We start from the raw sequence: 13,127 nt of genomic DNA, 5'->3' as shown, positions 1-13,127 counted from the left end.
TTACTGGCCCAGCAGCGCCGGGGGTGGGGTTTCATCTAACAGGCGACAGAACATCAGCTGCTGGCGGCGGACCTGCTCCAGGCTGTCCACCTCCTGCGCGTCTTCCACCCAGCGGTTGCCTTCATACTCGGAGCACACATACCCCTCATAGCCGCCCTTCTGCAGCACGCGGAAGATCTCATCGTAGGGAATCGACCACTCGCTTATCTCATCGGTCATCTCATAGAATTTGGCATGAATGTTGTGGATCCGCGGCATAAAATCGAGCATCCGCTTCGGCTCGAACGCCGCGTTGTGGCGCAACGTTTCCGCCATCGCCAGCTGCGGGCCCGGTCCCCATTTTTGCATCACATCCAGGATAACGTATTCGCTGAGCGTCCGCTCCTCATAGGCTTTCTCGATAAAATCCGCTGCCGCCTGTGGGCAACCGTTACGAATAAAGCGCTCTTTCCACACCCGCGGGAAGCGGGCTAAAAACATTCCCATATCCGGCAGGAAGCCCAGCGCCCGGGTATTGGCTTTTTCATAGGCTTCGGCATGACGAATAATCCACGGATGATCGAAATGCAGCGGGGCGTGCACTTCCAGCAGAATGGTGATCCCTTTGTCTTCCGCATACGGCGCCGCCGCCACCAGCACCTCCGGCGCCACGGAAACCAGAGAGCGGATAAAGCGCATGCCCAGCCGGGCGGCAAAATCGATGTCGTTTTGCACGCTGCGCACCTGCTCGTCAAACGGCATAGGCCGGTCTTTATAACGCTTATAGTCGAGCATAAAGTCATGGCACACCGGCACCGTGTCATGGCGCTGCATCAGACGGTGCCAGTCGGCGATCGCCGCCTCCGGCATGCCGCACTCCGGCCAGCCGGCGAAGGTCTGTTCGCCGACGACTTCAATGCCGCGGGCGCCGAACGCCGCGCAGTGACCGATCGCCTGATCGAGGGACATCTTGCCGAGATAGGTCTCATTCTGAAAACTGTACAGACTGACGCCGCGTTTTATTTTCTGAGTCATAAAAGTACCAGGTAAGTTGGTTAACAGGATAAGCCGGTCGCTTCGCGGGCGCGGGCCACCGAGGCCGCTGCGGGCAGCGACGGTTTATACTCCAGGCCAATGGCCCCGTTGTAGCCCAGGCGTTGCAGCCGGGCGATCACATTGGGCCACTCGCCGCTGCGCGGATCCGGTTCGTTACGATCCGGCGCCTGCGCTATCTGCACGTGCCCCACCCGATGCATTCTGCCGCCGAGCACCTCCTCCATCTCCTCTTCCATCACCATCGAGTGATAGACGTCAAACAGTAGCTGCAGCCGCGGGCTGTCGACCGCCTCGATAATGTCCAGCGCCAGCCGGGTGTCGTTTAAGAACATCCCCGGATGATCGATGCGGGTGTTGAGCGGCTCCAGCAGCAGAGTGACCCCGGCGGCTTCCGCCAGCGTCGCCGCCTGGCGCAGGATGTGGATCGCCTGCGCCTGCTGTTCGGCGATCGCCACCCCTTCGCGGCTGAAGCCAGAGGCCACCACCAGCGGCGGCGACCCCAGCTGGCGCGAGGCCGCCAGGCTGTCGCTCACTGCCGCCAGAAACTGCTCATGCTCCGCCGGATCCACCAGGCTGCGCCGGGGCTCCACCACGAAGCTCGACAGCCTCACGCCGGTCTCCTCCAGCGCCTGCGCCAGCGCCGCCAGCGGTTTATCACGCCAGAGATGAAACTCAACATGGCTGAATCCCTGCGCTTTCGCCGCCCGGACCCGATCGCTGAAATCGGGATACTCTTCACGAAACAGCCATTCAATACATGCGGACAAATACATCCGACCCCCTTCTCTACTTGCCAGATCAAAACAAACAAAATTAGAATAAGAATTCTTATTCTGTTTCGGAGCGGCAGTGTGACGCCTTCCCTTCTGGCTTCGCGGTCAACAGCAGGATCTGACGCGGCACAACCAGAATGAGTGCTCTAATTCTAATCTCTGGTTGCTATAAATTGTCAACATTATTTAACAAGTTTTTAACCAAACCTGAAGGTACATCATGCTCAATAACGCTTCGGCGGCCGCGGTTCAGGCGCCTGCCTATACCAGCGAGCGGCAGCGCACGCTGGCCACGCTGGTGGTTTCGATAGCGCTGGTGCTGGAGATCATCGACGTCTCGATCATTAATGTCGCCATCCCGGTGGTACAGCGGGATCTGCTCGCCAGCCCGCGGCAAATTGAATGGGTGGTCACCGGCTACCTGTTCTTTTTCTCCATTCTGCTGCTCACCGGCGGTCGGCTCGGCGATCTGTATGGCTACCGGCGGCTGTTTATCAGCGGCCTGCTGGCGTTTGGCGCTGCGTCGGCCGGCTGCGGACTGGCCGCCAGCCCGGAGATGCTGGTGGCGATGCGTATTGCGCAGGGGGCCAGCGGGGCGATGATGGGCCCGCAAATTCTCTCCCTGATGCAGGTGCTGTATCGCCCGCACGAGCGTTTCCGGGTGATGAGTATTTTCGGCCTGCTCGGCGGCGCCGCCGGGATCCTCGGCCCGGTGCTCGGCGGGATCATCATCGAAAGCAATCTGTTCGGCCTCAGCTGGCGGCCGATCTTTTTGATCAACGTGCCGGTGATCGTCGTCGCCGTGATACTGGCCTGGCGGGCGCTGCCGGTGGTGCGCAGCCCGGCGGCCAAAGGTATCGATCCGCTGGGTACCCTGCTGGCGGTGGTGGGCGGCGGCGCGCTGCTGCTCACCCTGATCGAAGGCCCCGCCCTGCGCTGGCCGCTATGGATGGCGCTGCCGCCGCTGCTGTCGCTCATCACGGTGGCCCTCCTCTGGCGACATCTGCTGGGCCGTGAACGCCGGGGCGGCACGCTGTTGTTACCCCCCGCGGTGCTGCGCGACCGCTTCTTTCGCGCCGGGATCGTCATCACCCTGCTCTATCAACTGACCACCGCCTCGCTGCTGCTGGCCACCGCGCTGGTGCTGCAGAACGGGCTGGGCTTCAGCCCGTTCCATACCGCCCTGCTGCACATCCCCTTCGCCCTCGGGGCGATGTTTTCCATCGCCGTCGCCGGCCGCCGGCTATCGCCTCGTCTTGGGCGTAACGTGACGCTGGTCGGGGTGGCCGTGCAGATGAGCGGCCTGCTGCTGATGGGCTACGGGATCGCCACGGCGCCGGGAACGCTGGCGCTGACCGCGCTGGGTCTAGGGTTCGGCCTGTGCGGCTGTGGGATGGGGCTTATCTCCGCCCCACTGCCGGCCTTTGCCATGGCGGCGATCCCGGTGGCCCACGCCGGCGCGGCGTCGGGATTATTTCGCACCGGCCAGCAGTTTGGCGCCGCCCTCGGCATGGCGACCCTCGGCGGATTCTATCTGGCGCAAAGCGCCTCCGCGCCGGATGCCTGGCGCGGGGCCTTTATCACCCTGCTGACCCTTGGCGCCCTGATCCTGCTGGCGATTGCCGCCCTCAGCCGCCTGCTGCCCGCCTCAGTGCTTCCCCCGGCGGGTAAGCCATGACCTATCGCGTCCGGCAATGGCTGCTATCATGAGGAACCATTTATCAGGACGCACAAAGCTGTAGTACCTCTTTTCTGTACACCTGCAACGGGCATGCGCCCGGAGAACAACAAAGGCATGGACTGATATGGATGAAAACATCGATGTACTGATTATTGGCAGCGGCCCGGTGGGCGCCACTTTCGCGCGACGGATTGCCGATCGCCGCGCCGCGCGGATCCTGGTGGTGGAAGCCGGCGAAGCGCTGACGTCCGCGACCGGGGTTAATATCCGCAACCTGGCGCCAGCGCAGCGGGAAACGGCCTACGACCGCGCCCGGGCGTTTCCGCTGGCCGCCCTGCCGGAGAACCTGCCGGCAGACGCCCTGCAGGCACGGCCCGGCACCCACCTTCTCGACCCGGCGGCGCCCCACAGCGGCATGCCGGCCGCCGCGCTCTCCACTAACCTCGGCGGCATGGGCGTCCACTGGACCTGCGCCTGTCCGCGACCGGGCGGCAGCGAAGTCATTCCCTTCCTCGATCCGCGGGAGATGGCCGACGCCTGGGAGTCGGCTGAGCATTATCTGCAGGTGACCCGCGAAGGATTTCCGGCCACCGCCATCGGCCGGCAAATCGTCGATGCCCTTAATCAGCACTTCGCCAGCGACCGTCCGCCGGCGCGGCTGGCGCAGCCTATGCCGCTGGCCTGCGCCGCGACGCCGGAGGGCAAGCCGCGCTGGTCCGGCGTCGACGCGGTGCTTGGCGAGCTGGCGGAGGAAGAGACCCGCCGCCAGCGCGGGGTGGAGATCCGTACCGCCACCCTGTGCACCCGGATCCTCAGTGAGGACGGCGTCGCCTGCGGGGCGGAGCTGCGCGATCTGCGTACCGGCAAGCAGTACGTAGTGACGGCCAAAGCGGTAGTGGTCGCCGCCGATGCGCTGCGTACCCCGCAGCTGCTGTACGCCTCGGGCATCCGCCCGCGGGCGCTGGGGCGCTGGCTCAACGACCAGCCGCAGGTGATCGCCCTGATTGAAGTGGACGCCCCGCCGGCCGCCGCCGCGCCGACCTCCCCGCTGCGCGACGGACGGGACAATGTCTCCGGCGTCACCTGGCTGCCGTTCCATGAGCCTGATTTCCCGTTCCACGGTCAGCTGATGCAGATGGATACTTCGCCGATCGCCTTTACCCAGCCGCCGGGGACTCCGACGAAGCCGGTGGTGGGCCTGGGGCTGTTTCTCGCCAAGGAGCTGCGCGAGGAGGATCGAATCGTCTTCAGTGATGACACCGACGCCGTAGGGCTGCCGAAAATGCAGCTTAACTATCAGTTAACCGACGGCGATCGCCGGCGTTTACAGCAGGCGGTGGCGGTGACCGAACGCGTCGGCGCCGCGCTGGGCCGCGTCGCGCCTGGCGGTGAGGCCATTATCCTGCCGGCGGGCACCTCGCTGCATTACCAGGGAACTTGTCGCCTGGGAGAAGCGAACGACGGCACCAGCGTGGCCGACCGCCGCTCGCGGGTGTGGGGTTTTCACAATCTGTACGTCGGCGGCAACGGCGTGATCCCCACCCCAACCGCCTGCAACCCGACGCTGACCAGCGTCGCGCTGGCGATCCTCGCCGCTGACGATATCGTGGCGCGCCTGCTGTAGCGCCTCTGGCTTACCGGGGCAAAAGCGGCCCCGGCTCCTCGCGAAAGGCGACATCGGTCGCCTTTTTATTGCCGCAAAACCCACATAAAACCAATGGTATTTTTGTTTGTGATGGATCACATACGTAATCACAATTTTTCCCCGCGCCGTTCCTGCTCCTACTCTTAAATCCGCGGCTATTCCCGCCGCCACCTGTATCCCTGACCTGCATACTAAAAAACCGCGCCGCCGCCAACGACAGGCGACCCGCGCGATAAAAGGAGAACGTCGTGAGCCATAGCCTGAATCCGCCCCACGCACCACAAGCCGGCGCGATCCAGGGCATCATCATCGCCCTGACCGCCTTTCTGCCCATCCTGGCGATCGTTTCCCTGGCGCCGGCGGTCCCGACGCTGATCCAGCACTTTGCCGGGGTGCCTTATGTCGAAACCCTGGTGCCACTGATGCTGACCGCGCCCGGACTGGTGATCGCCATCGCCGGGCCGTGCACCGGCTGGCTGGCGGATAAATTTGGCCGCCGTAAACTGCTGCTCAGCGCCACGCTGTTGTATGGCATCTGCGGCACTATGCCGCTGTACATCACCTCCCTGACCGGCATCTTTTGCAGCCGCCTCGGCGTCGGGCTGGCGGAGGCGGTAGTGTTGACCATCGCTAACACCATGCTGATCGATTACTTTGACGACAAACAGCGCCGCTTCTGGCTGACGGTGCAGGGAGTGATTGGCCCGGCGCTGGCGGTGCTGGTGCTGGCCAGCTCCGGCTATCTGACCGCCCTGCGCTGGAACGGCGCCTTTATGATCTACTTTGTCGCCATCCTGCTGTTCCTGGCGATGTACTTCTGGATGTTCGAACCGGCTCAGGCGGCCCGTCCGCAGCACGCCGCCCAGGCGGCGCAGCATAATCCGTTTCCGTGGCCGCGAGTGATCGCCCTCAGCGTGCTGACCTTTGTCTGCGCCATCATTTATTACGTGTACACCATCAATGGCGCCAACGCCTTTCATACCCTGCAAAACGCCAGTCCGCAGCGTATTGGCCTGATTATGTCGCTGGTCAGCCTCGCCGTGCCGGTCGGTTCGCTGCTGTTCGGTCTGGTCTCCCGCCGCTATACGCCGGAGCGCGTGCTCGCCATCATGCTCTGCCTGATGGGGATCGGGATGCTGGTGGTGGGCGAATCGCGGACGCTGATCGCCATGGGGATCGGCTCCGCCATCCAGCAGCTGGGAGCCGGCATGGCGATTAACGCAATGATTTACTGGGTAGGGTCGCTGATTCCGCCCGCCTACTGCGGCCGGGCGATGGGCGCCTGGTCCGGGGCCTTCTTCGCAGGCATGTTTGTCAGCCCGATCATCGTTGGCGCGATCCGCCTGCGGGCCGGGAACGATGTGCTGAGCGCCTTCCTGACGCTCGGCATCGCGGCGCTGGTGCTGGCCGCCGCGATATTTCTTTATACTTTCTCCCGCCATAGCCAGCGCCTGCGTCAGCACAAGCAGGCCAGCGCCTGGCAGTTAGCGAAGTAAAATCCCGCGGCTTAGCCGGCCTCGACGGGGGTAACCAGATAGCTCAGACACATCATGCCCAGATGGCGTTTGAGCTGTTCCCAGTCGCCCTCACCGGCGGCTTCCGCCGCCGATCCCAGGCCGAGGAAGCGCGCCAGCGCGGCATACGAAACCGTAAAGCAGAAGCGGGCGGCCTGCTCTGGCTCCGGGTGGCGGATCTCCGCCGCGGCATCGAGCAGCTGGTCGATAAAGGTCTGCTCGTTTTTCTGGTAAGCGGCTTTCCCAATTCCCGCCACGCGCTCATCATCCGCCCGCGCCATAAACGGCCGCAGGATCCCGGCATGGCGACGCAGATACTCCGCCTGGACATCCATCAGCGCCGGAAGCCGCTGGCGCAGCGGCAGGTTGCGCGCGTGCAGCTGCTGGATCAGCTGCTGCCATTCGGCGTCCAGCTCCTGCATCACCTCCATCATGACGGCGATAAACAGATCTTCTTTGCCGCCGAAGCGGGCATAGATCGAGCCGACAGAAACGCCCGAGCGTTTACTGATTTCAGCAATGGTCAGCAGCTCAAAGGTGCCTTCATGCAGGATTTCACGGCTGGCGGCCATCAGCCGCTCCAGCGCCACCCGGCTCCGGTCCTGTTTCGGCTGGCGCATCGCGGGAAGATCGGTCATCGCAGTTCTCACCTCTTTATCCATAGAAAACCCCCGCAGTGTATTGCAGTTAGCGACCGCGCTGCAAATTGCCCACCCGACTCCCCCGTCGGCGATGTGACAAAAGTGTGATGGCGGTCATTTTCATTCTTTGATAAACAACTAGAATCATAATTCTAGTTCTATTTAATAATAACAACCACCACACAACCCAGGAGTTGCTATGCGTTTCTCTGTTTTCCTCGTCGGCCGTTCCACCGCCCCCGAGCAGGATCGTTTTGTCATGCAGTCGCTGATCGAACATGCGCGCCAGGCTGAAGATCGCGGCTTCGATGCGGTCTTTATGCCAGACCATCACTTCACCGGCTATGCGCCGATGTCCAGCGATCCGTTTGTCTTCGCCGCCTACCTGGCCGGCCAGCTGAAAAAGATCCATTTCGGCATGTCGGTGACTACCGTCCCGCTGCACCACCCGGTGCGCTTCGCCGAGCGCGTTAACCTGCTGGATCAACTCACCGAAGGCCGCCTGCTGGTGGGCATCGGCAGCGGCACCACGCCGGAAGAGATGATCGGCTTTGGCGTGAACTATAAGGACGCCTCCAGCCTACTGCAGGAGAACCTCGATCTGGTCCAGCGGCTGTGGGAGAAAAATATTGAAGACGATCCGATCATCTTCGAAACCGGCCACTATAAGGGCGCGGTGGTCCAGCGCATCGTTCCTGCCCCCTGGCAAAAACCCTTCAACCGCATTATGCCGGTGGCGCTGCGTGAAACCAGCATGCAGCGTGCCGCCGACAACGGCTGGCCGGCCTTTATTCCCGCGTTTACGCCGCCGATCCCGGCCAGCAACGATCCGTTTGGCCAGCTGACCCACTATTTCACCCGCTACCGCGATGCCCTGCTCAACGCCGGCCATAGCGACGAGGTGGTGAACCACTGCCTCTCGTGGACCACCCACACCTGGCAGTGCGTCCATATTGCCCCCACCGACGAGCAGGCCCGCGAAGAGATGCTGCAGATCATGGGCTGGTACCAGCAGGCCATCGACCGGGAATATGAGTACAACAAGCGGGCGGAAGAGTTCAGCGGCGTTACGCTGCACCGCCATCCGGACTGTTTCAGCGAAGAGTGGATCAAAACCTGGTGCCTGTACGGCAGCCCGGAGACCGTCGCCGAGGAGCTGGAACGCCATCAGCGGCTGGGCATCGGCAACGTGCTGCTCGGCTTCACCAACGGCCCGCTGACCGAGGAGCGCCTGCGCCTGAGCCAGCAGTCGATCTCGTTGTTCGCGGACCAGATCCTGCCGCGCTTTCGCTAATCCAACCGGGAGATCCTGCTATGAATAAGCCTGCTTTCTCACGCCCGCCGCTGCTGATCGGCATCGGCGGCACCACCCGCCCGGGCTCCAGCACCGAGCGCGCCCTCGCCGCCGCGCTGGCCCACGCCCGCACGCTCGGCGCGCAGACCCAGCTGTTCGGCGGCGCTGAACTGGCGGCCCTGCCGCCGTTTAATCCGGAAGTGACCACCCGCACGCCGCAGGAGACGGCATTTGTGGAAGCCGTGCGCCAGGCCGACGGCATTCTGCTGGCCTCGCCGGGCTACCACGGCGGGGTGTCTGGCCTGGTGAAGAACGCCATCGACCTGCTGGAAGATTTGCGCGGCGACAGCCGGGTCTATCTTGATGGCCGGGCGGTGGGCTGCATCGTCACCGCCGCCGGCTGGCAGGGTTGCAACACCACCCTCGGCGCCATGCGCGGGATCGTTCATGCCCTGCGCGGCTGGCCGACCCCGCTGGGGGTCACTCTCAACACCGCCGGCGTGTCGCTGTTCGACAGTGAGGGCCGCTGCACTGACGACGCGGTCCAGCGCGCGCTGGCCACCGTAGCCGAACAGGCGCTGGCCTTCGCCCCCGCCGCCCCCTTACGGAGACAAGCCGATGCCTGCGCTCAGTCTGTCGCTTAGCGTTGCCGAAAAGGCGCGGCTCACCGCCGGGATGGGGATGTGGTCCACCCACCCTATCCCCCACTCCACGCTGGGTTCAGTCACCCTGTCCGATGGCCCGATGGGGATCACCGGCGGCCGGGTGGACGAGCGAGATATTGCCCTGCTCAGCCCCTGCGGACTGGCGCTTGGCGCCAGCTGGGACCGCCAGCTGGTCAGCCGGGTTGGCGGCGTCATCGGCGAGGAGGCGCTGCGCACCGGAACGCAGGCGCTGCTGGCGCCTAACCTGAACCTGTTGCGCAGCCCCCTTGCCGGCCGCGCGTTTGAGCTTTTCGGCGAAGACCCACGGCATATCGCCGAGCTGGGCGCGGCGTGGATCGACGGCGTCCAGCGCCAGGGGGTGGGCTGCATCGTCAAACATATGGTTTGTAACGATTCAGAAACCGATCGGCGGACCATGAACGTCGTCGTCGATGAAGCCACCCTGCGCGAAGTCTATTTCTGGCCGTTCGAAGTGGCGGCCAGCCGCGGCGTCTGGGGCATGCTGACCGCCTATAACCGGGTGAACGGGATCTATTGCGCCGAGCAGCATCAGGCCATCAGCCAGTGGCTGAAGCGCGATCTCGGCTGGGACGGGCTGGTGATGTCCGACTGGTTCGGCACCCAGAACGGCCCGGCCAGCTTCCGCGCCGGGCTGGATCTGGAGATGCCGGGCCCGGCCCGCCATATGGGCGAGCGCCTGCTGCCCGCGCTGATGGATACCGACAGCGACGCCCGGCGTCTTGACGATGCCGCCGCCCGGCTGGCGCGGCTGGCCGAACGGGTCAGCCATCCTCTGCCCTGGGATGGCTCTGCCGCCGCCCAGGCGCAGCGGCGTCACACCCTCGAAGAGGCGGCGGCGGCGGGCTTTGTCCTGCTGCACAATCGCCAGCGGCTGCTGCCCCTCGCGGCGCAGGCGGGACAGCGGCTGGCGGTGATTGGCCCCAACGCCACGACGCCCTGCTTCCAGGGCGGGACCTTTGCCAGAGTGGCGCTGATGCCGGGACTGATCTCTCCTCTGGAGGCCATTCGCCAGCGCTTTTCCGCCGCTGGGGTCGAAATAAGCTATGCCCAGGGGGTGGAGAGCGATTACCGCATCCCACCTCTGCATCATTTGCCGCTGCGCACCGCCGCCGGCGAGCGCGGCCTGGACGTTGCCTACGCCACCGCTGACGGGGGCGTGGTTCATCAGGAGGTGCGCGACGCCTCCTCGCTGATCTGGTTCCGCGATATGCCGGGCGTCGGCGACATGCTGCGCCTGACCGAACGCGCCACCGTGACGGTAAGCTGCCAGTTCACCGCGCCGGTGAGCGGCCGCTACGGCTTCTGGATCGGCGGCACCGGGGAGATCGCCCTGCAGCTGAACGGCGAGCGCATGGCGACCTTTAACGGCGAGGCGCTGGAGGGGGATATCATGGGCAAGCTGATGCAAGCCCCGCATACCCGTCTCGACTTCCCGCTGCAGGTGGGGGAAACCCTGACCTTCCGGGCCGAGATGGCGCTGGGCAGCAGTATCGCCCACGGCATCTGGTTCGGCTGCCAGCCCCCGCAAACCATCGACCTGCTGCAGCAGGCGGTCGACCATGCCCGGGCGGCCGACAGCGTGGTGCTGGTGATCGGCGAAACGGCCGATGCCGGTCTGGAGAGCATCGACCGGGACGCTACCGCGCTGCCGGCGCATCAGGTTGCCCTGATCCGCGCCGTCTGCGCGGCGAACCCGCGGACGGTGGTGGTACTGAATGTCGCCCATCCGGTGGATACCGGGTGTCTGGCTGACGCGGCGGCGGTGATGGTCGTCTGGTATCCTGGCCAGGAGTTTGGCCCGGCGCTGGCCTCGGTGCTGGCCGGGGATCGTGAGCCTGGCGGTCGCCTGCCGGTCACCTTCGCCCAGCGCCTGGACGACTATCCGGTACGCAGTCTGACGCCGGACGCCGCGGGGGATCTCTGGTATCACGAGCGCCAGCAGGTAGGCTATCGCTGGTTTAACGCCCGCGAACGCCCCGCCGCCTGGGCCTTCGGCCACGGTCTGGGGTATGCTGATATCACCCTGATCGCCGCCGCGCTGACAGGCGACGAGGTGGACGCTCTGCAGCTGCGCTGCCGGTTGGAAAACCGCGCCGCCCGCGCCGGGAAAGCAGTGGTCCAGCTCTACCTGCGGGGGCCGGAGACGGCCTGGTCGGCGCTGGCGGAGTTTGCGGCAGTCAGCGTCCCGGCGCACGACGAGGCCGCCCTGACCCTTGTCCTGCCGCGTCACGCGCTGCAGCGCTGGCAGGTGCCTGCCCAGGAATGGCGCCTGGCCAGCGGCCCCTGGCAGCTGGCGGTGGGTTTCGCCAGCGACGATATCCGGGCAACCTTTGACTTCGTGCTCACTCCCGACGGGAAAATCAGCCACCGGGGCTAAGCCCGGACCGATGGCAAAGAGGGTCGGCAACGTGCCGGCCCTCTTTTTTTGTTCCTGCGCCAGCCGGTTCGCGATAAAAAAACCGCCCGGCGGCAGCGTACCGACGGGCGGGATTAAAATCCTCGGGCGGTCTGTGTCAGAAGTTCCAGTACATCGAGGACTGCCAGAGGACCGCCGACTCATGCTTCGGCACCAGCGTCGGGTTATCCTGCCAGGTGATACCGTTGATCCAGTAAATCCCTTTCGTCACGCGCAGGGCGTGCGACAGGGAGATGGCGTTGATGCTCTGCGGCGCCTCCATTCCCGCCTCGCCGACATAATCGCGGAACTTCTTACTGATAAAGGAGCGGGTGTAGCCCAGCGAGGTCATATCCTGCTCTCGGCCGGGAAACAGGCCGATGTCAAAGAAGGTCACCTGGAAGTCGCTGGTGTAAGCATTGCGATCGTCCGGCGCGTAGTCCGCTTTCACATCGAGATACAGCCCCAGCGGAAGCCCCTTTTTCGGCTGGGTCAGCTGCATGGTGTTGGCGACGTAGAACGCATAGTTACTGCTGCTGTCGCCGGGCTGGTCAAAATACTGGTAGTGCGAGGTGTTATAGATAGCCCCGGCGCGGAACCACAGCGAGCGCTGCGACTCGCCCGCCGCCTGCTTAAAGCCAAACTCGTTTACCAGGATCGGGTTGGCGCCATCGACGTGCCATTTCAGCCCCGAGGGGTTCTGCTCCACGTCGTCGAGGTGTCCGGCAGGCGACATACTGCGGCTGACGGCAAAGTTGTTATAGAATTTCTTATCGCTGTCGCGGACGATGGCGGTGAAGGTCGGCGTCGGCGCATTGAGGCTGATCCCCACCTGCACCGGTATCACGCTGGTCGGCCCCAGCGCGGCTGAGGAGGAGTTGCCCCCCAGCACCATGCCGTAAAACTGACGAATTAACGGATAAAAACCATACTGCAGCTCCAGCTGGCCGTTTAATAAGGGCTGGTTCACCGCCAGCACCGCAATATTATGCAGTTCCGGATAGCTGTCATGATAATTCGAGGTCGCCCACTGGGGAGAGAATGTAAATTGCGCGTCTTTGCTAAAACCAATTCGACTTAAATCATAGGTGACGTTCAGCGACATATTTTGTGACCAGGTAAAATTCTGCCCGGCATATTGTTGCGGGTCGGCGGACTGGCCTTTCAGATCGTACATCACCATCGGGTTCCAGCTTAACTGGACGCCCCACCCGCGGTCGGCCAGCGCGCTGCGAAAGCCGCCAATATCGCCGATGAGCGATTCGCAGGTCGACGGAGGGCTGACGACCTGCGCGGAGCGGGTATTCAGTTTATCCAGTTGCTCACAGGTCCAGGTATCGGCCAGCGCGGTGCTGGAGAATATCGCCAGCGTCAGCGCCGAAAGTGGAAACACTATTTTCTTACTTACGTCGGTACAGCAGAGACTCATAATAAACCCTCATTTTTATTTTTTGCAGGTAAGA

The 13,127-nt window shown here is 63.9% G+C and carries 10 protein-coding genes; 6 read left to right on the top strand and 4 right to left on the bottom strand.

The annotated features are described in order from the left end of the window. Together MKS11_RS03570 and MKS11_RS03565 are read right to left on the bottom strand one after the other, a co-directional pair. The gene (locus MKS11_RS03570) at positions 1–1,014 is read right to left on the bottom strand and encodes a sugar phosphate isomerase/epimerase (RefSeq protein WP_023290705.1); all 1,014 of its coding nucleotides are present in this window, start codon (positions 1,012–1,014) and stop codon (positions 1–3) included. 20 nt (positions 1,015–1,034) lie between these two features. Further along, complete coding sequence (locus MKS11_RS03565; protein WP_043521383.1) at positions 1,035–1,808, bottom strand: TIM barrel protein; 774 nt, start codon at positions 1,806–1,808, stop codon at positions 1,035–1,037. Between the two features lie 220 nt (positions 1,809–2,028). Between MKS11_RS03565 and MKS11_RS03560 the strand changes: the two genes are divergently transcribed. From MKS11_RS03560 to MKS11_RS03550, 3 genes are all read left to right on the top strand, one after another. Further along, the gene (locus MKS11_RS03560) at positions 2,029–3,486 is read left to right on the top strand and encodes an MFS transporter (protein WP_087770857.1); all 1,458 of its coding nucleotides are present in this window, start codon (positions 2,029–2,031) and stop codon (positions 3,484–3,486) included. A 127-nt stretch (positions 3,487–3,613) separates the two neighbouring features. Beyond that, positions 3,614–5,113: a GMC oxidoreductase gene (locus MKS11_RS03555; RefSeq protein ID WP_043521381.1), complete on the top strand. Its 1,500-nt coding sequence runs from the start codon at positions 3,614–3,616 to the stop codon at positions 5,111–5,113. A gap of 269 nt (positions 5,114–5,382) precedes the next feature. Further along, positions 5,383–6,630 carry an MFS transporter gene (locus tag MKS11_RS03550; RefSeq protein ID WP_023290709.1) on the top strand — a complete coding sequence of 416 codons (1,248 nt, stop codon included), beginning with the start codon at positions 5,383–5,385 and terminating at the stop codon, positions 6,628–6,630. An 11-nt stretch (positions 6,631–6,641) separates the two neighbouring features. On the opposite strand, the gene MKS11_RS03545 is transcribed toward MKS11_RS03550, so the two are convergent. Then, positions 6,642–7,286, bottom strand: coding sequence for a TetR/AcrR family transcriptional regulator (locus MKS11_RS03545; RefSeq protein ID WP_012967405.1), 645 nt, complete (start codon positions 7,284–7,286; stop codon positions 6,642–6,644). A gap of 202 nt (positions 7,287–7,488) precedes the next feature. Between MKS11_RS03545 and MKS11_RS03540 the strand changes: the two genes are divergently transcribed. Genes MKS11_RS03540 through MKS11_RS03530 form a run of 3 tightly spaced genes read left to right on the top strand, consistent with a single transcriptional unit; the run spans position 7,489 to position 11,646 of the window. Next, positions 7,489–8,583, top strand: a complete 1,095-nt coding sequence (locus tag MKS11_RS03540; protein WP_048325410.1) for an LLM class flavin-dependent oxidoreductase — start codon at positions 7,489–7,491, stop codon at positions 8,581–8,583. Positions 8,584–8,603: 20 nt separating this feature from the next. Further along, the gene (locus tag MKS11_RS03535) at positions 8,604–9,227 is read left to right on the top strand and encodes an NADPH-dependent FMN reductase (protein ID WP_043521378.1); all 624 of its coding nucleotides are present in this window, start codon (positions 8,604–8,606) and stop codon (positions 9,225–9,227) included. Then, a complete protein-coding gene (locus tag MKS11_RS03530; RefSeq protein WP_087770859.1) occupies positions 9,202–11,646 on the top strand; it encodes a glycoside hydrolase family 3 protein in 2,445 nt (814 codons plus the stop codon). The genes MKS11_RS03535 and MKS11_RS03530 overlap by 26 nt, the downstream gene beginning before the upstream one ends. A 136-nt stretch (positions 11,647–11,782) precedes the next feature. On the opposite strand, the gene MKS11_RS03525 is transcribed toward MKS11_RS03530, so the two are convergent. After that, complete coding sequence (locus MKS11_RS03525) at positions 11,783–13,057, bottom strand: carbohydrate porin (RefSeq protein WP_224998154.1); 1,275 nt, start codon at positions 13,055–13,057, stop codon at positions 11,783–11,785. Positions 13,058–13,127 lie beyond the last annotated feature (70 nt).

Origin of the sequence: Klebsiella sp. K5-45 (assembly GCF_030128605.1) — a bacterium.
Taxonomy (GTDB): Bacteria; Pseudomonadota; Gammaproteobacteria; order Enterobacterales; family Enterobacteriaceae; genus Klebsiella; species Klebsiella quasipneumoniae.
This window is presented reverse-complemented; position numbering and strand designations above follow the sequence as displayed.

Bases quoted from the DNA above. Each gene is read 5' to 3' on its own strand.
- MKS11_RS03560 (WP_087770857.1), top strand. From the start codon at position 2,029: ATGCTCAATAACGCTTCGGCGGCCGCGGTTCAGGCGCCTGCCTATACC.
- MKS11_RS03535 (WP_043521378.1), top strand. From the start codon at position 8,604: ATGAATAAGCCTGCTTTCTCACGCCCGCCGCTGCTGATCGGCATCGGC.
- MKS11_RS03545 (WP_012967405.1), bottom strand. From the start codon at position 7,286: ATGACCGATCTTCCCGCGATGCGCCAGCCGAAACAGGACCGGAGCCGG.
- MKS11_RS03570 (WP_023290705.1), bottom strand. From the start codon at position 1,014: ATGACTCAGAAAATAAAACGCGGCGTCAGTCTGTACAGTTTTCAGAAT.
- MKS11_RS03540 (WP_048325410.1), top strand. From the start codon at position 7,489: ATGCGTTTCTCTGTTTTCCTCGTCGGCCGTTCCACCGCCCCCGAGCAG.
- MKS11_RS03565 (WP_043521383.1), bottom strand. From the start codon at position 1,808: ATGTATTTGTCCGCATGTATTGAATGGCTGTTTCGTGAAGAGTATCCC.
- MKS11_RS03555 (WP_043521381.1), top strand. From the start codon at position 3,614: ATGGATGAAAACATCGATGTACTGATTATTGGCAGCGGCCCGGTGGGC.
- MKS11_RS03530 (WP_087770859.1), top strand. From the start codon at position 9,202: ATGCCTGCGCTCAGTCTGTCGCTTAGCGTTGCCGAAAAGGCGCGGCTC.